Source organism: Thermoanaerobacterium sp. R66 (assembly GCF_028895185.1).
Lineage (GTDB): Bacteria > Bacillota > Thermoanaerobacteria > Thermoanaerobacterales > Thermoanaerobacteraceae > Thermoanaerobacterium.
Genome location: NZ_JAEUWW010000001.1, coordinates 1143580 through 1161503 on the forward strand (window position 1 = coordinate 1143580; position 17924 = coordinate 1161503).

The following is a 17924-nucleotide window of genomic DNA, read 5'->3' on the forward strand; positions in this document are numbered from 1 at the left end:
TTATTTTTTCTAATTCTATTGTATGACACCATTTACACCTTTTCAATTTAAACAATTTCATTTCTGTCATCCGTTTTCCGTGACAAATTTTAAGAAGGGTAAAACTTGAATTGTGAAGGCATATACGCTACATGATCATGACAAATGTACCTGCCGTTATCAAAATCCCTGCGATTATTGTCTTCAAATCAAAATGCTCGCCTAAAATTATGTATGACAAGACAAGTGTTATAACTATGCTGGACTTGTCTATAGGAGCAACTTTTGAAACATCTCCTAAAGCTATGGCTTTATAATAAAAAAGCCATGAAAGGCCTGTAGCAAGACCTGATAAAATCAAAAAAAGCCAATTTTGCCGTGTCAATACTTTCATGCCGCTTTGCACACCTGTTGCAAAAACAATGCCCCATGATAAAAATATGATGACGCTTGTGCGTATGGCCGTTGCAAGGTTTGAATCCACACCTTTTATGCCGATTTTGGCTAAGATAGATGTCAGCGCTGCAAATAAAGCAGACAATACTGCATAAAGCTTCCACACAATTAATGCCCCCTAAAAGTTTAAAATAGACTAAACAACACACTATATTATATAACTGTCAGCAATATTTGTCTATAATTGGTATAATGGTAAAGTCTCTTATATGAAAATTAGATCTGAGTTTTTTGCTATGAAACTTTAAAATAACCCCCTCGCATCATATATACTCTCTTGATGTGAGGGGGAGTATTTCTAATCAAATTTTATGTCATTCATGTTTATATACGCTACACCTATTACGGTATCTGCGCCACCGTAATAGACAAATATATCGTCGCCTCTTACCGCATTGCCACAACTAAAAACTACATTTGATATAAAGCCGTTCTTTTCCCATTCAAGCTCTGGCTCCAAAATCGGCTCCTTTTGCCTCGCTAAGACTACCGATGGATCATTTATATCGAGAAGTGCTGCCCCTAATCTGTAAACATTGTCGTCATCTGCAGCATGGTAAATGAGAAACCATCCATCTTTTGTCCTAATAGGTGGTCCAGCCACACCTACCCTTGAACTTTCCCAAGTTCCTTTTATAGGTTTTATTATTGATTTATGTCCGAACCATGTCTTCAAATCGCTGGAGTATGCTATCCATATATCCGGATACCTTCTGTGAAACATCACATAATTGCCATTTATCTTTTCCGGGAAAAGTGCAGCATCTTTGTTTGGCTCATCTAATACGACACCTTTTCTCTCCCAATTTATTAAATTTTTTGAAGTCGCAAGGCATATTCTGTAGTCATCATCTGTCCTATCTCCAAAGCCTGTATACATCATGTAGTACGTGTCATCAATCTTGACTATCCTTGGGTCTTCGCATCCCCTTAGCTCTTGCTCTACGTCATTGCTTAAAACAGGTTTATCAAGCCTCATAAAGTTGATTCCATCTTTGCTTACAGCGTAGCCTAACCTTGATATATATTTGCCGTATTTTTTGTGTGGTCCTAAATCCGTCGCTCTGTAAATAAGGTGAAACAATCCATTGTCGTATATGGCAGAACAGTTAAATACAGCTTTTCTCTCCCATTCATGCTCTGTCACTGGTTCTAAAATTGGTTTGTCGCTTAGCCTTTTTAGCTTTATCAATTTATCCACTCCTTAAAATGATATTTTATTTTTTTCCACTACTGCGACACCTATATGTGTATCTGCACCGCCGTAATAAACGTAGTACATTCCATTTGCTTCAACTGCACCACAGCTAAAAACTACATTCGGTACAAGACCCTCTCTTTCCCAATCAAGTTCAGGCTCCAAAATAGGCTCTTTCTGCCTTGCTACAACTTTTGAGGGATCTTTTAAATCTAAAAGTGCCGCACCTAACCTGTACACATTGTTTTTGTCGACTCCATGGTAGATAAGAAGCCATCCGTCATCTCTTTTTATAGGAGGCCCAGCTATGCCGATTTTCTTAGATTCCCATGTATCTTCAATAGGCATCATTATTATCTTATGATCAGTCCAGTTTATCAAATCATCTGAATATGCTATCCAAATATCGGGTTCTCTCCTGTGAAACATGACATACTTCCCGTTTATTTTTTCAGGCAAAAGTGCTGCATCTTTATTTGGTTCATCAAGGACTATTCTGTGTCCTTCCCAATTTTTCAAGTCATAAGATGTAGCCATGCATATCCTGAAATTATCCCAACTTTTTCCGCCAAAACCTGTATAAAGCATGTAATATTTATCATCAATTTTTGTCACTCTGGGATCTTCAACACCCCATGCTTCCTGCTCTGTCTCACTCACTATAATAGGTTTGTCAAATCTCTCAAAATTGATGCCATCATTGCTTACCGCATAGCCTATTGATGACACAAATTTATGCTTTTCTTCTGGCTTCTCTGTGTTTAATACGAATCCATTGTTAGAAGCTCTATAAAAAATGTGAAACTTATGATCTTCATATATTGCTGCGGCATTAAACACAGCTTCTCTTTCCCATTCGTGTTCTTTTAAAGGTGACAATATTGGTTTGTCTGTAAGCCTCCTTAGCCTAATCATTATAATACCCCCTTCTACATCAAAAATGCAACTGCTTCATCGGCTTTTATCACGAAATTTTCCAAATCAAATTCTTTATTGCTTATTATATCTTTTGCTTTTCCAGAAAAATTTGCATCAATCTTAACATCAATGTCTTCATGATTGATAAATACAATTAGTTTTTTCCCTTTATATTCAAATTCTTTGGCTTCTACAAATGGAGAACCAGATTCAATTTTAAATCCCATACTAGAACATTTTTTTGCCAATTTGTAAATTTCATAGGTTTTGTCATATTTATATACGTCCGGCATGTAGCTTAAATAAAGTTCGATAGGGTATGTCACAAGGACTGCATTGCCTTTACCGAATTTATTTATGACTACTGCGGGATTCCTTTCATTGTCGTATCCAATCACACTACATGTCGTAGGTTTTGCGATTAAATGCTTATTAAATTTAAGTGTGCTGTAATTTAACTTAATCTTTCTGTCTTCTATATAAATTGAAGCGGTATTATCCTTCGGCACCATTGAATACTGTGTTTCAATGCCAAAAACTTCGTCAAATCTCTCAACGGCAATCCCATCATAAGATGCGTATAATGTACCACCGCTTTTTACATAATCAACTATCCTCATCCACTGATCGTGTGTTAAATGTCCCTTCCTATATGCCGATGGAAGTATCAGCATCTTGTATCTATTAAAATCTATATCAGAAGCTTTTACCATCTCTACATCTAAGCCAGCTTCTTTTGCAAGTATAAAGCTATTTAAAAGTATTCTGAAATTTCTTTCCGGTGTGTAATCATCGCCAACAAACAATGCATTATAATACTTATCAGGAACAATTATGGCTGCATCACAACTTTTGGGGATTAATTCATCGTATTCAATTTTATTTATAAATTCTGAAAAAGCCTTTATTTGAAGTCCTGATGGCTTTGGCCTGCCATCAAATGCAGTTATGCCAAAGTGCGTTTCAAAAGGTGTTGTGTTGTAGGGCAATTTGTTTCCAACTGTAAAATCTCCAAAGCACCATGCTATTGCGCCTAATGATTCATTTGCAAATAGGCTGTACAAAACCGTTTTGTAGTATTTACCTTCGATTTCTTCCGACATCATAAGTGTGGTAGCGCCAAATTCCTCAAACAAAACATCTTTACCACCCAGAGCTTTAGTAAGCTTCGATGCAAATGGCGCAATGTAGGTGCTTCTTATGGAATTCACAGGGTCAATACATGTATCTGTGTAAATAGGATACGCATGCATACATAAAAAATCATTGCCTTCTCTTAAATCCTCTGGGTAAAATTTATTGTCTGAAAGAAGGGACGCCTGATGAATTCCCAATGTCACTAGATGATTTTTGTCGTATTTTTTTATCTCATTAGACAGTATATAATTCCACAGCCATGCATCGTGTCTTGACTCTGCTTTAACATAGTTGTCAGGCTCGTTGGAAAGATCCCAGAATAAAATTGCATCTTCATTTTTGTATTTTTCTGCGAAAAAACCGACGAGTTTTACCTCATGCCTTAACATGAAAGAGTCATTGTATATGCTTTTGCCATTTCTCCAATTTACATCGAAATTTTCTCCGCTCATGTGTCCTACGAAAAACGTAGGAACAATTTTAATATCCACATCATGGCATATTTCAATAAGTTCATCAAATTTCTTAATCGCGTCTTCCGATATGATATCAGGCTGTGGCTGAAAATCTTCCCACAAGAGATTTATTCTCATTACATCAAGTCCTAATGATTTAGCCTCCATAAACTCATTTTTGATTTCTTCCTTATTCCATTTCTTCCACATGTCAACGCCATAATTTCTTGGCCAATAATTAGCACCTATTATGAATTTGTGAAAATAGTTGCCATAAGATGTACCCATTCTATTGTCATCCCCTTCAATCATAAATCTAAATGAAAAATAAACTTAATCCTTTAAACCTGTAAAAGTAATTCCTTCGATAAAATACCGTTGAGCGATAAAGAATAAAATAAGCATAGGAAGTGCTATTACAATTGACATAGCCATCAAATAGTTCCAACTTGGCTGTTCATTCACACCACCCATGAAGAAGTACATCCCAAGAGTCATCGTGTACTTATTCATATCATTGAGATAAAGGACAGGACCTAAGAAATCATTCCAATATCCTCTAAATGTAAATACGCAAATAGCTAAAAGAGCTGGTTTAATCTGAGGCAAAATTACATGAACAAAAGTTTGCAATGGCGTTGCTCCGTCAATTTCCGCAGCTTCATCTAACTCAAATGGAATTCCCATCAAGAATTGTCTTAAAAGAAAAATGTAAAATGGTCCCCATGCAGTCCACGCTCTTATTACCAAAGGATCAAATTGGCCAACTAAACCTAATTTTTTCCATATTAAATAAGTTGGTATCAAAGTCACATGAAACGGCAGCATCATTGTGCTTAAAAGTATAAAAAATATCAAATCTCTACCGGGAAACTTAAAGCGTGCAAAACCATACGCTACCAAAGTCTCACTCGTTATCTCAGCCACCATTCCCAAAACAACTATGAAAATACTATTTATAAGGTATATATTAAATGGCATAGCATGCCATGCTTTTGCAAAATTTCCCCATAATGCAGGTTTTGGGAAAAAATCTGGCGGCCATGCAAAAATATCTGCATTAGGCTTTAAAGCTGTCGACAACATCCAAAAGAATGGCATTAAAATTACTATGGCTATTGCTGAAAGAACAATGTACAAAATAGTTTTCTTTGTAATATTGCGAACCCTGTTAGACTTTTTATACGTGCTTAATATGTCCACCATAGTTTAACATCTCCTTAATCACCTTTTGATTTCTCCTTCGTAGTGTACCCATGCAGGTGTAGATTTGAACACTAAAAGCGTAAAAGCCAATATTATTATAAACAATACCCATGCAATTGCTGATGCTTGCCCCATGTGCAATTGTGTAAAACCTCTATTGTAAATCAATTGATTCATAAATATACCTGCACCTGTTGTAGGCCTTACAAACATAGCCACAGTAAATATCTGCAATGCACTAATAATCCCCATTACTACCTGCAAAAGTATCACCGGTGATATTTGAGGAATAGTTATTTTCCAAAATTTAATCCAAGGACTTGCACCGTCTAAATCGGCAACTTCATATAGGCTCCTAGATACCCCTTGAAGTCCTGCGAGAAAAACAACCGTATTTGTCCCAAATATGCCCCATACACTCATTATTATAAACGCCCACAAAACATATTTTGGATCGCCAAACCAATCTATTTTTCCTACATGAAAAATTTTAAGAAATGGCAAAAGGACATAATTTATAAGACCTGATTGACTATTGAAAAGCCATCTCCATATTAATGCAACAGCAACATCAGGCATCACAGCAGGTAAATAATAGATAGTTCTAAAAACACCTATTCCTTTTATACGATTATTTAACAACATAGCAATCAATAAAGACCCTATAACACCAATTGGCACTGTAAATATTGCATAGAGTAAAGTCAGTCTAACTGACGGCCAAAATTCATAATCACTAGTAAAAATGTATATATAGTTTTTAAGCCCGATCCATTTTGGTATGCCAAATAAACTATAATTGGTAAAACTTAAATACAAAGAATAAATTAACGGAAATGCTGTAAAAATAATAAAGCCTATAAGCCACGGCGATATTAATGCAAAACCGGTAGCAGCTCTTACTTTCCATCCGATTTTCCTTAACACAAAATAAATTATCAAAGCTAAAAACATGAGAACTACAGGTGTTATAAACCATCGTTCTGTAGTTCCTAAATATTGTTCCATTTGAATTCCTCCTTTTGTTTTAAAAGGAAAGTTAACCTTATATTAAAAAAGGCAAACGCGCTTATCTCATCAATAGGAAAGGAGGATAAGCCTCCTTTCCATTTTATTTACTGCTGATGTATTGTTTTAAAACATTATCCAATTGCGGCTTAACTTTTGGAATAAGATCATCTGGATTTGCTTTATTGTTGATTATTGGATCCATAAGTTGATTCCAGAATATATTATCCCAGTCTGGATAATTTACAAAATACCTGAAACCTTCAGCATAAGACATAGATTTTACTATCGTACCCAATGTGTCTGTACTTCTATCTGGATGCAATTTCTTCAATGCATCTACGTTCACTTCTGATTTTAGCGGAGGAACTACCTTCCATTCTTGAATCGCATTTGTCAAATCGATAAATGCTTTAAACGCCACATCCGGATTCTTTGTTTTTGCATTTATTGCCATTCCGTACAAGTCTCCAAAAGTAACCTTTTTACCGGTAGGTCCTGACGGCACTTCATAAACACCGCAATTAAACTTGACTTGCGTCTCCAAACTGTCTGCAGCACCACCCATAAACATAGCTACTTCTTGATTTTTAAACATTGTATCAAAACCTTGATCCTTTATCGTCTGTTGTGAAGGTACTGCCGGACTATTTATCAATTCAGAATAGAATTCAAAGGCCTTTTTGGCTTCAGGAGTATCTATAGGTGAACTTTTGAAATCAGGCGTTATAACTTCTCCGTTATTTTGCCATACAAACATCTGCACTGGTGGCCAACCGTTAAGTGTAAATCCCCATTGTTTAATATTGTTTTTGTCAAATCCAGACTCACCTGGATGTTTACCATTTGCATCAACCGTCAATTGCTGAGCAACGCTTAAGAACTTGTCCCAGTTCCACGTCCCATCCGGATATGGAATTTTGGCCTTATCAAACATATCTTTATTGATGTACAAAACTACAGGATTTTCAGCCCACGGCAAACCGTATATTTTGTTTTGATATTTGAATGGAGCCAATGCATTTTCGTAATAATCAGAAACGTTAGCTGCTTTATTATCAGATTTAGATAAATAGTTTGTTATATCAAGCAATGCACCTTGTGCTGCAAGTTGCGTCGCTCTCTGAGCAGATACCCAGAACAAATCTGGTCCGCTACCTGCTGAAAGCTGTGTTGTAATCCTCGTATCATAGTCAGCAGGATTTGAATTTTGCTCTATTACGTAATCTTTTGAACTAGCATTTAATTTATCGATAATTGATTGCAATTGTTTCGCCTCATCTGCTCCTGCCCATGTAGACAATTTTATAGTCACTTTATTATTTGTGCTCTTAGAAGCATTGGAAGAAGAATTTTGCTTGTTTGAGCTGTTGGAGCAACCACTTACAAGTATTGATAAAATCATCAAAGCAGATATCAAAACCGAAATCCTCTTTTTCATCGTAATTGCTACCTCCTAAATTTAAATTAATTTTTGTGAGATAAGCACGTTTACATAGTTGTCTTAAATATCTATCTTATTTCTTTTACAGATCCTCTCTCGATTAATTTAACTTCCATTCTTATATGGTCATACGGTTCTTTAATATTATTCATCCTCCACAAAAGTTTTTGAACTGCCTTGACGCCCATTAGCTCCTTATTTACACGAACTGTAGTCAATGGAGGATTGACAATCTTGCATATATCGATGTCATCAAAACCCACAACTGAAATGTCATCAGGCACTTTCAATCCTAAAATGTTCAATGCATTATACAATGTTATAGCTGCACTGTCGTTTGAGCATACCCATGCAGTCGGTAGCTTATCCATCTTTGATATAATATTTGCCACTTCTTTGTAGTTTTTGCTTAAAACGTACTTTTCAACGCTGCCGATTACACAGTACCCTGGATTTACATTTAATATAGGGTCAATATTAAGCCCTGATGTTCTCATGGCTTCATTAAATCCAAGCCATCTCTCCTTGAAACTTAGAGAAAAGTCTATCTCTCCAAAAAATCCTATCTGCGTATGCCCTTTTTCAATGAGATATTTTGTCGCCATATAAGAGCCAGGCATATTTTGAGTCAAAACTGCATCTGTATTTATCAAAAATGATGAATGATCGACTTGTACTATTGGTATTCCATAATCTAAAAGCATCCTTAAGTGTTGATCTTTTATCGTTCCTACAACTAATATTCCTGACACCTTTCTGCTTTCAACACTTTTAGGAATCTGAAAATCATCTTTATTCATAAAGTTTACCAAGATGTCAAAATTGTTTTTTCTAGCCTCATTTTCTATTCCAAGTATTACCTTTGTGTAAAAATGAGTATCGCGAAAATTTCGCTCCTCTATCAAGAGACAAATATTTTTAAAGTGATTTTTGATGATGAAGGATGGATTTTCGTCAAAATAGCCCATTTCATCGGCTGTTTTTAAAATCAGGTTTTTTGTATCTTCGCTTACTCCAACTTTATCGTTTAGCGCTATCGATACCGCATTTACAGATATATTCAATTTTTCTGCAATATCTTTCATTGTAACCTTTTTCTTCTTGATTGCCGGCAATCTAAACACCTCGGTGTAATTTTTTCTTGCAATTTAATTATACGTTATGCTTATATAACTTTCAAGCAATTTTTACTTGAATTTAATACGATTTTACTTTAATTATGTGTTATATTTGATTAAATAACGATTACTATACAATTTATACCATATTTAATATTTTGTTAAGTTTATAATTAAAGTAATTCAAGTAACCATTTAAAGAAGTTTAACAAGCACAAAAAAGCCGGTTTTTACTTAACCGACTTTTTGGCTTTATTTTAAACTCTATTCTCTATCAGAAGATCTAAAAGCTCTCTATCCACTTTATATCCGTAGAAGTCTTCGTATTTGGCACCATCGCGACCATGTTCTATGATCCCAAATGGCCCTTTAAAGTTCCAGAGGGAATATCCCCATTCAAATTCTTTGTACAAACTTAAAAGGTCCTTAAACCATCTTAAAGCAACTTCATTTGGTGTTTTGTTGAAGCATCCAAATTCACCTATATGCACCTCAACACCTTTTTCTTCCACATCTCGCCATGGCCTGTAGTATTCTCTTATAGTATCTTTATTCCACACCTTCCCGTCCCAAACAAGATCTGGATATGTAGGCGTTGGAAGCCCTTTGTAACCATTCCACCATGTCGCTTCATAATGTGTTAAAGCCATTGGCTGATATCCTCTCCCACTGTGTATCACACCAATATCAGCTAACTCCGGCATCGCTATGTTTCCACCGCCTAAGCCATCTATGACTATTTCTCTTTCAGGATCAATTTGGCGTATTGCCTCAACAGTGCGCTTAATCAGTGATGCGTGTATCTCGCGAGTCATGCCGTACTGTCCTATATCCGGTGGCTCATTTAAAAGGTCAAAGCTTAAATATTTACTTGGCGCTCCTTTGTACCTTTTAGCAAATACCTGCCATTGATATACAAATCCGTCTTGAGCAACTTTATCGAGCCACAAATTATCGCGCTCAAGGTCATTGCGGTTAATGCAGTATCCAGGCCCTCTGTGTATATTTAGGCACATGTGAATATTTCTCTTTTTACACTCTTCCAAGTACAAATCTATATATTCAAAAACGCTTTCATCCGGATTAAAATAATCAAAATTTTTTATCCAAAATCTATAATCTGTCGGTATCCTTACGAAGTTAAAGCCTGTCTCCACCAAAAAATCCAAAGCTTTTAAGTCTGGCTTTAAAGGTGACTTGCCTTCATCCCACACGTATATCCACTGAAAATTAAATCCATATTTTTTCATCAAATTCAACTCCTAAAATTTATTGAATATAAAGCTTTCTATCTCATGTTTAACTGGAGGTTTTTCTTAATAAGTTCTTTCCTCTGCTTTACGCAATCTAAAGATCTTAGCGCATCTGGCGGCGTGTTAAAAGCATAATCTAAGAGTCTATCGACAGTCGTAGTTGCAACGTGGATTCTGGTGTCTGATGAAGCGTAGTATATGTAAACATCGCCATTATCCCTTGCAATTGCTCCATTTGTAAATACTACGTTAGAAACGTCGCCGACTCTTTCCTCGCCTCTCGGTGCAATCAAATAACCTCCTGGAGATGCTATGACTTTGCTTGGATCATTTAGGTCTGTTACAAATAAGTATATAACATATCTCAATCCAGCAGCAGTGTTTCTGACACCGTGTGCTATGTGTATCCATCCTTTTTCAGTCTTTATAGGGACACATCCCGCACCATTTTTCACTTCTGTAATAGTATGATAAACTCTTGGGCTCACAAGTTTTTCTTCGTCTATTGTTGGATTTTCTATGTCATCGCACAAACCAAAGCAAATTCCACTGCCGTTTCCTGCTTCTATGAAATCATCTTGTGGTCTTGTGTAAAATGCGTACTTTCCGTTTACAAACTCAGGATGTAAAACAACGTTTCTCTGCTGCGGTGATTTCGTCTTAAGATTAGGAAGCCTTTCCCATTTTTTAAGATCTTTTGTGCGAACTATCCCTGCACTGGCAATAGCAGATGATAAGTCACCTGGAGGGGCATTTGGATCTTTGCTTTCAGAGCAGAATACGCCATAAATCCATCCATCTTCATGTTTTGTAAGCCTCATATCGTATACATTTGTTTCTTCAGGGTATAAATCGTCAAATTCTACAGGGTAATCCCAAAATTTAAACCCGTCTACGCCGCTGTCGCTTTCTGCAACAGCAAAAAACGATTTCCTATCGTACCCTTCAACACGAGCAATAAGATAAAATTTTCCATCTAATTCTATCGCGCCAGGATTAAATACGGCATTCACACCAAGCCTTTCCATAAAGTAAGGATTAGTCCTTTCGTCAAGGTCGTACCTCCAAAATAGCGGCGTATGTTCCCTCGTCAATACAGGATATTTGTACCTGTCAAATATGCCGTTGTAGTCTTCTGTTTTCTCATTCTTCCTGTTTATCAGGTCTTCATACTTTCGCAATTCTATTTCATATCTATCTTGAAACTTCATTATTTTTCACCCTCTCTATAATCTCAATGCACATCCTGCCATTGTGATAAGGGCACTTCCACGGCTCCACTATAGGCATTTCAAATGGTTTCCCATTTTCATCAACCTTCCAATACCATTCGCTGCCATCCCTTTTATCAATCAAATATCTTTTTATATATTCCCAGATGTTCTTTGAAGCATCTATAAATCTAATATCATTTGTCTTTTGATATGCGTTAAAAAAGCCCACCACTGATTCTGCTTGAACCCACCATACTCTCGATGTGTCAGTTTTTCCTTCAACGGTCTCATTTGCTATGCCCTCTGGTGAATATATGTTATTTAATATGTTTTCAGCAATTTCCATAGTGTATTTTTTTGTTACATCTCTTATTCCTTCATCGCCTAATACATTCACAGCCCTATCTAAAAGCCAGCTTGCTTCTATGTCGTGTCCATATGATTTTATATCGATGGTAGTATCCCAATTGTCGTCGAAAAATACTTTTAGATATTTTCCATCTTCACTGTATATTTTATTTTTAAAAATCTTGAAAAGATACTTTATGCTTTCTTTTAAGCTATCATCTTTCCATACATCATAAAGCAATGTGTAAGCTTCCAATATGTGAAGATGCGTATTCATTGTACGGCTGGATATTACCCCATGTTCGCTAAGTTCGCAATTCTCTTTAAGATTCCAATTGCGATCAAATTCCTCCAAATATCCATTTTCATCTTTGCAATTTCTCTCAATGATGTTAAATAAATCGATTGCAATATTTAAGGCTTCTTCATTGCCTGTCGCTTTGTAGTATTGAGCCAATCCGTATATGCCAAAAGCCTGACTGTAGGTATGCTTTCTGGTATCAACAGGCTCTCCTTTATAATCTACCATCCAGTAAAGTCCTTTATTTTCCTTGTCCAATACATTATCTCTTAAAAATTTATAAGCATGATGGGCCAATTTAAGTGCTTTTTCATCTTTATCTAAACAGTAAATTGCTGAAAAAAACCACAGTATCCTTGAATTCAATATTGAACCTTTCAAGGCTTTTTTGTCAACATTTAAGTCATAGTCAACATATCCATAAAAACCACCGTTTTCTTCGTCTTTCAGTTTGCTCCAAAAAGGAAAAATTCTATCCTTCAACTCTTTATACATTTCCTGTGCTATTTTATCCATTCGACATGTCCCCTCACCTTAATTTTTCACATTTAATTCCCACAATAACAAAAACTAATTTATATCTTTAACTGAATTTCTAACGACAAGCTCTGTATATAGCTTAATATCTTCATACGGCTTCTCAAGATTGTTCATCCTGTACAAAAGTTGATTGACAGCTTTTTCACCTAAAGATCTCTTTGGAATATCTACAGTCGTAAGAGCAGGATGAGAATACGCACTCATCTCAATATTGTCAAATCCTACAATAGAAACATCGTCAGGCACTTTAACCCCCAAATCTTCTAAGCTTCTCATAAACGCCAATGCAATTTTGTCATTTGCACAAACCCATCCAGTAGGAAACTTCTCTGCTACGGTAATCTTTTTCTTAAAGTAATCAGGATCTTTAAAAAATTCTGCACCTTTTAAGTTTATGTCTAACCATACATAATCTTTATCGATACTAAGATCCAGATCTTCCATAGTCCTTGCATAAGCATAATACCTTTCCCTGAAACTAAATGCCCATTCATTGTTACCGATAAAGCCAATCTTTCTATGACCGTTATCATATAGATGTTTTACTGCTTTGTACATTCCATTTTCATTTGCCGTATTTATGTAGTCACAATCAATTACATTGCTGTAATGATCTACGACAACAAATGGTATTTTTGTAGCCTTAACCTTTTTAATAAATTCATCATTCAAAGTACCTACTATTATGATTCCGTTTGTGGTATCTTTCGTAATAGTGCTGGGAATGCTTAAATTTTCCTCGCCTTCTTCATCAATGCCCGTAATGCTTAATTTCAAATTGTTGTTTCTGGCTGCGTTTTCAATTCCATATAGGACATTGGACCAAAAAGTTGACTCAATAAGAAAATCCGCTCTGCAAAGTATGGTCACGTTTAAGATTTTACTTGGTATGTCTTTAATCTTTTTATACCCCATTTTCATGGCTGTCTCTAAGATGCGGCTTCTCATTTCCGCACTTACGCCTTCAGCACCTCTCAGTGCCTTGGACACAGTATTTTTCGATACACCTATGACCTCTGCAATATCTTGTAAGGTTACTTTTTTCATGTTTATCACCTGCATTCGTTTGATTTGCACTTTATTTTTTTGCTTAATTTAAGTATAATGTAACTTTTATTTAGTGTCAACACGATTTTAAAATTTGATTTGTAGAAATCGTATCGCATTTATTGTACAAAATACAAGTAAATTAAAAGATAGGCTGCTTATCATCTAATACAGCCTATCTTGTCTTTTCACTTAAAAGCGTTTACTATTTTATACACCAATTTACACACTCATGTAACGTCTTCAAAAACGACTCGTTTAACAGTCCATCTTCCCTGTGGGCAGGAGTCAAGCAGCACACCTTGCCTTTACCAAAGTGATGATACCATCCTGCTATGGATTGTCCGTATTTAGAGAAAGAACGCAAAAATACATTTGTATCATTTTCTTCGCATTTGACGAAATAATGTTCATCAACAAACTCAAACGTCTGGATAGCACTTTCAAATTCTCCTAGCATATCTTTTTGTGGTACGTACTGTACAACATCGTTTTTTTCAGGATGATGTAAAAAATATCCCTTTAGCATTTTATTGTATTCTCCATCTTCCGGATATGATGATAGGCCAGAATGCCATGCAAATAAGCTTCCACCGTCTTTTACGTAGTTTACTATTTTCTTCTCTATCTCTTCTGTCATCCAGAGATTAACACTCTCTGACTGTGGATTTAATCTATTTTCTTTAAATAATATTACGCAATCAGGTTTTGATTCTAATTCCTTTTGTAACTCATCAATATCTATAAATCTAAGATTTACATTGCCAAGATTATTTATGACTCTATATAGAGATCTTTTTATAATTTCCTCATTGTGGTAAAAATCACCTAAAATCGCAACTATCTCTTTCACAATATCATCCCTTTTTTTAAAAATTCTCTAAAAGCTCTATGATTACCTTTAACTTCGAAAAAGTATCTATGTAAGCATATCTTCCACCTTCGTAATCGCCTTTTTGGACTAGGCTCATCTCATTTTTCTCTAATGCTTTTATCTTTTCATCCATGTCTTTTACTTGAAACGCTATATGATGTACACCTTCCCCGTGTTTATCCAAAAACTCCCTCCAAGTGCTTATGTTTTCATCTGGCTCAATAAGCTCTATTTGAACTTGCCCCATATCAAAAAAGGCAAGCTTTGCACGAGCATCAGATGGTTTTCCATTATATTCTGCATGTGACTTCTCATAGCCATCTGTCCAATTCCACTTAGGCTTTTCCACTCCAAAAAAGTCTGCAAAAGTCTTTGATGCTTCATCAATGTCTTTTACTATTATACCTATCTGCGTGACGATGTTGGTACCTAATAAATTTTTGTCCATAAATATCCCCCTAATATAAATTTTTAATTGAACTTACTGTAACTCATCTAATAAAATTATACACCTTCCATAATTTTTCCCAAAAAAAAGAGGAGAAAATCTCCTCTTTTTTACCTTATCAATACCTCAACTACTTTATCTTTTAACATCTCTTTTATATTTTTCAAAAATTCAATATCACACTGTTTTTCGCCGCACAAGTCTTTATCTAAAACACCGTCAGAATACTTGTAAGCTTGAAGCACATATCTTCTGCTGCCAGAAATCAAATCACCAATAGACGAAAAATCTTCTAAGCTAAATATCTTGTCATTTACAGTTGTCCTGAATTCATAATCTATTCCAGAGTTTTTAATTAAATCAATGCTTTTTACAATTCTCTCTATATCTTCATTGTTTTTTACGAATAAACCGTATTTATTTTTAGGTGCCTTTACATCCATAGCAATGTAGTCTACCAAATCATCTCTTAAAAGCCTTTCTATGACATCAGGGCGAGAACCATTTGTGTCTAGCTTGACGCTGAATCCTAAATCTCTTATTGTTTTAATGAAGTTTTTCAAGTCTTTCCACAGTGTTGGCTCTCCACCTGTTATACAAACGCCATCTATTAGATTTTTCCTTTTATTCAGATATTCCATGAAGTCAGCTTCACTCTTAACAGGTTTTTTGCGCTTAATAAGCTGGCTATTGTGACAGTATGGGCAAACAAAGTTACATCCACTTACGAATACCGTCGTAGCTATTTTGCCTGGATAATCCACCATAGACACCGGCAAATAATCATACATCATATTACAAATTCCTTCCTGTCAGAAAACTCCTCTCTTTTGCCTTCATTCCAGTTTTGAAGCGGCCTGTAGTATCCCACAACTCTGCTGTATACTTCGCATTCATTGCCACATTGCGGACAGTTAAAATGTTCTCCAGATATATAGCCATGGTTGTCGCATATTGAAAAAGTCGGCGTTATTGTGTAATAAGGAAGCCTGTAATTGTAAGCTATCTTCTTCACCAATGCTTTGCATGTATCAGGATCGTTTATGTTTTCACCTAAAAAACCATGAAATACTGTTCCGCCTGTGTATTTTGTCTGAAGTTCGTCCTGCAAATCAAGAGCCGTAAATATGTCATCTGTAAAGTCGACAGGAAGCTGTGTGGAATTAGTGTAATACGGCACATCTCCTCCTGCAGTGATGATGTCTTTGTATAACTCTTTGTCTTTTTTTGCCAATCTGTACGACGCACCCTCGGCAGGCGATGCTTCAAGGTTGTAAAGGTAATTTGATTCTATCTGATAGTCTTCCAATCTATTTCTCATGAAGTCCAAAACTTCCAATGCGAAATTTCTGCCTTTTTCACTCGTGATGCCGCATCCCATGAAATTTAAAAGTGCCTCATTCATTCCTATCAAGCCGATGGTATTAAAGTGATTCTGCCAATACGAGCCAAATCTCATCTTTATATCTCTTAAGTAAAATTTAGAATACGGATAAAGCCCCATTTCAGTCATATTCTCCAGCACTTTTCTCTTTATCTCAAGGCTCTTTCTTGCTACATCCATTTGCTTTCCTAATCTTTCAAAGAACTCTTCTTTTGAATTTGATAAATACCCAATCCTTGGCATATTTATCGTTACAACTCCAATTGAACCTGTAAGTGGGTTTGCTCCGAAAAGACCGCCACCGCGCTTTCTGAGCTCTCTATTATCAAGCCTTAAACGACAACACATTGATCTTGCATCTTCTGGGTTTAGATCGCTATTTACAAAATTGCTGAAATACGGAAGGCCGTATTTTGCAGTCATTTCCATTATTTTATCAATGACAGGACTTTCCCAATCAAAATCCTTCGTTATATTGTAAGTTGGTATTGGAAATGTGAATATCCTTCCATTTGCGTCCCCTTCCATCATGACCTCAGCAAACGCCATATTAAGCATGTCCATTTCCTTCTGAAATTCTTTATACGATCTATTCATGGCTTTGCCGCCTATTATTACAGGTTCGTCAGCCAGTATGTCTGGCACCACAAGATCCATCGTTATATTTGTAAATGGCGTCTGAAAACCTACTCTTGTTGGAACATTTATGTTAAAAATAAATTCCTGTAATGACTGCTTTACTTCTTTATACGAAAGCTTGTCATAATATATAAACGGTGCCAAATAAGTGTCAAAATTAGAAAACGCCTGCGCACCTGCAGCTTCTCCCTGAAGTGTATAGAAGAAGTTCACTATCTGTCCTAAAGCAGATCTAAAATGCTTTGGAGGTCTACTTTGCACTTTTCCCTCTACGCCGGTAAATCCAGATACGAGGAGGTCTTTCAAGTCCCATCCACAGCAGTACACAGATAAAAGGCTTAAGTCGTGTATGTGCAAATCGCCATTTACATGAGCATCTCTTACTTCTTTTGGATATATCTTATTCAACCAGTAATTAGCCGTTATCGTACTTGCTATGTGATTATTCAAGCCTTGGAGAGAGTAGCTCATATTGCTATTTTCATTTACTCTCCAGTCAAGCTTCCCTATGTACTCGTCCACCATTTTTTCAATGTCCATAAACATATTTTTAAATTCTCTTATGTCTTGGTGTTGTTTTCTGTACAATATGTAGGCTTTCGCTGCCTTTGCAAATCCATGTTTTATCAAAAATTGTTCTACAATGTCTTGAATCTCCTCTACACTTGCGCGCCCTTCAAAATTATTTCCTATGTACTCTGTAACTTCATCAGCTATCTTTGAAGCATCACTGTACTTCCCTTCGCCGACAGCTTCAAATGCCTTGTATATAGCATTTGCTATTTTCTCTTTCTTAAATTCTTCTTCTTTACCATTTCTCTTGACTACTTTCATTTCCTTATCCAATTTCAAAACCTCCATTACTTTATCATCTGTAAAAATGATTCAGCAAATACCCCGATTAAAAGTTAATCAAATAAGCAAACATATCTGAAATTTTCTAATATTAACTCTATA

At 35.8% G+C, this 17924-nt stretch carries 16 protein-coding genes; all 16 read right to left on the reverse strand.

The genetic code is table 11. From position 1 onward, the window contains the following. Positions 1–127: 127 nt before the first annotated feature. The 16 genes from JJQ93_RS05705 to JJQ93_RS05780 all read right to left on the reverse strand — a co-directional run bounded on the left by JJQ93_RS05705 (position 128) and on the right by JJQ93_RS05780 (position 17801). A complete protein-coding gene (locus JJQ93_RS05705; protein WP_274893039.1) occupies positions 128–541 on the reverse strand; it encodes an EamA family transporter in 414 nt (137 codons plus the stop codon). Positions 542–733: 192 nt separating this feature from the next. Next, positions 734–1627, reverse strand: coding sequence for a 1,2-beta-oligomannan phosphorylase (locus JJQ93_RS05710; RefSeq protein WP_014759158.1), 894 nt, complete (start codon positions 1625–1627; stop codon positions 734–736). A gap of 12 nt (positions 1628–1639) precedes the next feature. After that, the gene (locus tag JJQ93_RS05715) at positions 1640–2548 is read right to left on the reverse strand and encodes a beta-1,2-mannobiose phosphorylase (protein WP_274893040.1); all 909 of its coding nucleotides are present in this window, start codon (positions 2546–2548) and stop codon (positions 1640–1642) included. A 14-nt stretch (positions 2549–2562) separates the two neighbouring features. Next, positions 2563–4455: a beta-galactosidase trimerization domain-containing protein gene (locus JJQ93_RS05720; protein ID WP_274893041.1), complete on the reverse strand. Its 1893-nt coding sequence runs from the start codon at positions 4453–4455 to the stop codon at positions 2563–2565. Positions 4456–4476: 21 nt separating this feature from the next. Next, positions 4477–5349: a carbohydrate ABC transporter permease gene (locus JJQ93_RS05725; RefSeq protein ID WP_274893043.1), complete on the reverse strand. Its 873-nt coding sequence runs from the start codon at positions 5347–5349 to the stop codon at positions 4477–4479. Positions 5350–5367: 18 nt separating this feature from the next. Then, positions 5368–6357 carry a carbohydrate ABC transporter permease gene (locus JJQ93_RS05730; protein WP_274893044.1) on the reverse strand — a complete coding sequence of 330 codons (990 nt, stop codon included), beginning with the start codon at positions 6355–6357 and terminating at the stop codon, positions 5368–5370. A 103-nt stretch (positions 6358–6460) separates the two neighbouring features. Next, entirely contained in the window at positions 6461–7798 is a 1338-nt protein-coding gene (locus JJQ93_RS05735; protein WP_274893046.1) for an ABC transporter substrate-binding protein, read from the reverse strand. A 71-nt stretch (positions 7799–7869) separates the two neighbouring features. Next, complete coding sequence (locus JJQ93_RS05740) at positions 7870–8916, reverse strand: LacI family DNA-binding transcriptional regulator (RefSeq protein WP_274894064.1); 1047 nt, start codon at positions 8914–8916, stop codon at positions 7870–7872. A 260-nt stretch (positions 8917–9176) separates the two neighbouring features. After that, the gene (locus JJQ93_RS05745; protein ID WP_274893047.1) at positions 9177–10169 is read right to left on the reverse strand and encodes a glycoside hydrolase family 5 protein; all 993 of its coding nucleotides are present in this window, start codon (positions 10167–10169) and stop codon (positions 9177–9179) included. Between the two features lie 38 nt (positions 10170–10207). After that, positions 10208–11383 carry a glycoside hydrolase family 130 protein gene (locus tag JJQ93_RS05750; RefSeq protein WP_274893048.1) on the reverse strand — a complete coding sequence of 392 codons (1176 nt, stop codon included), beginning with the start codon at positions 11381–11383 and terminating at the stop codon, positions 10208–10210. Beyond that, a complete protein-coding gene (locus tag JJQ93_RS05755; protein WP_274893049.1) occupies positions 11367–12551 on the reverse strand; it encodes an AGE family epimerase/isomerase in 1185 nt (394 codons plus the stop codon). The genes JJQ93_RS05750 and JJQ93_RS05755 overlap by 17 nt, the downstream gene beginning before the upstream one ends. Positions 12552–12605: 54 nt before the next feature. Next, the gene (locus tag JJQ93_RS05760) at positions 12606–13622 is read right to left on the reverse strand and encodes a LacI family DNA-binding transcriptional regulator (protein WP_085113516.1); all 1017 of its coding nucleotides are present in this window, start codon (positions 13620–13622) and stop codon (positions 12606–12608) included. A 205-nt stretch (positions 13623–13827) separates the two neighbouring features. After that, on the reverse strand, positions 13828–14475 hold the full coding sequence (locus JJQ93_RS05765; protein ID WP_085113515.1) for a ThuA domain-containing protein: 648 nt from the start codon (positions 14473–14475) through the stop codon (positions 13828–13830). 16 nt (positions 14476–14491) lie between these two features. Next, positions 14492–14944 carry a VOC family protein gene (locus JJQ93_RS05770; RefSeq protein ID WP_085113514.1) on the reverse strand — a complete coding sequence of 151 codons (453 nt, stop codon included), beginning with the start codon at positions 14942–14944 and terminating at the stop codon, positions 14492–14494. Positions 14945–15054: 110 nt separating this feature from the next. Next, positions 15055–15738 carry an anaerobic ribonucleoside-triphosphate reductase activating protein gene (locus tag JJQ93_RS05775; protein WP_274893050.1) on the reverse strand — a complete coding sequence of 228 codons (684 nt, stop codon included), beginning with the start codon at positions 15736–15738 and terminating at the stop codon, positions 15055–15057. Continuing rightward, positions 15735–17801: a ribonucleoside triphosphate reductase gene (locus JJQ93_RS05780; RefSeq protein ID WP_085113522.1), complete on the reverse strand. Its 2067-nt coding sequence runs from the start codon at positions 17799–17801 to the stop codon at positions 15735–15737. Before JJQ93_RS05780 ends, JJQ93_RS05775 begins: the two co-directional genes overlap by 4 nt. Positions 17802–17924: the final 123 nt, after the last annotated feature.

Excerpts from the sequence above, each read along its gene's own strand:
- JJQ93_RS05715 (WP_274893040.1), bottom strand. The coding sequence starts at position 2,548 with ATGATTAGGCTAAGGAGGCTTACAGACAAACCAATATTGTCACCTTTA.
- JJQ93_RS05720 (WP_274893041.1), bottom strand. The coding sequence starts at position 4,455 with ATGATTGAAGGGGATGACAATAGAATGGGTACATCTTATGGCAACTAT.
- JJQ93_RS05725 (WP_274893043.1), bottom strand. The coding sequence starts at position 5,349 with ATGGTGGACATATTAAGCACGTATAAAAAGTCTAACAGGGTTCGCAAT.
- JJQ93_RS05730 (WP_274893044.1), bottom strand. The coding sequence starts at position 6,357 with ATGGAACAATATTTAGGAACTACAGAACGATGGTTTATAACACCTGTA.
- JJQ93_RS05735 (WP_274893046.1), bottom strand. The coding sequence starts at position 7,798 with ATGAAAAAGAGGATTTCGGTTTTGATATCTGCTTTGATGATTTTATCA.
- JJQ93_RS05745 (WP_274893047.1), bottom strand. The coding sequence starts at position 10,169 with ATGAAAAAATATGGATTTAATTTTCAGTGGATATACGTGTGGGATGAA.
- JJQ93_RS05750 (WP_274893048.1), bottom strand. The coding sequence starts at position 11,383 with ATGAAGTTTCAAGATAGATATGAAATAGAATTGCGAAAGTATGAAGAC.
- JJQ93_RS05755 (WP_274893049.1), bottom strand. The coding sequence starts at position 12,551 with ATGGATAAAATAGCACAGGAAATGTATAAAGAGTTGAAGGATAGAATT.
- JJQ93_RS05760 (WP_085113516.1), bottom strand. The coding sequence starts at position 13,622 with ATGAAAAAAGTAACCTTACAAGATATTGCAGAGGTCATAGGTGTATCG.
- JJQ93_RS05770 (WP_085113514.1), bottom strand. The coding sequence starts at position 14,944 with ATGGACAAAAATTTATTAGGTACCAACATCGTCACGCAGATAGGTATA.
- JJQ93_RS05775 (WP_274893050.1), bottom strand. The coding sequence starts at position 15,738 with ATGATGTATGATTATTTGCCGGTGTCTATGGTGGATTATCCAGGCAAA.
- JJQ93_RS05780 (WP_085113522.1), bottom strand. The coding sequence starts at position 17,801 with ATGAAAGTAGTCAAGAGAAATGGTAAAGAAGAAGAATTTAAGAAAGAG.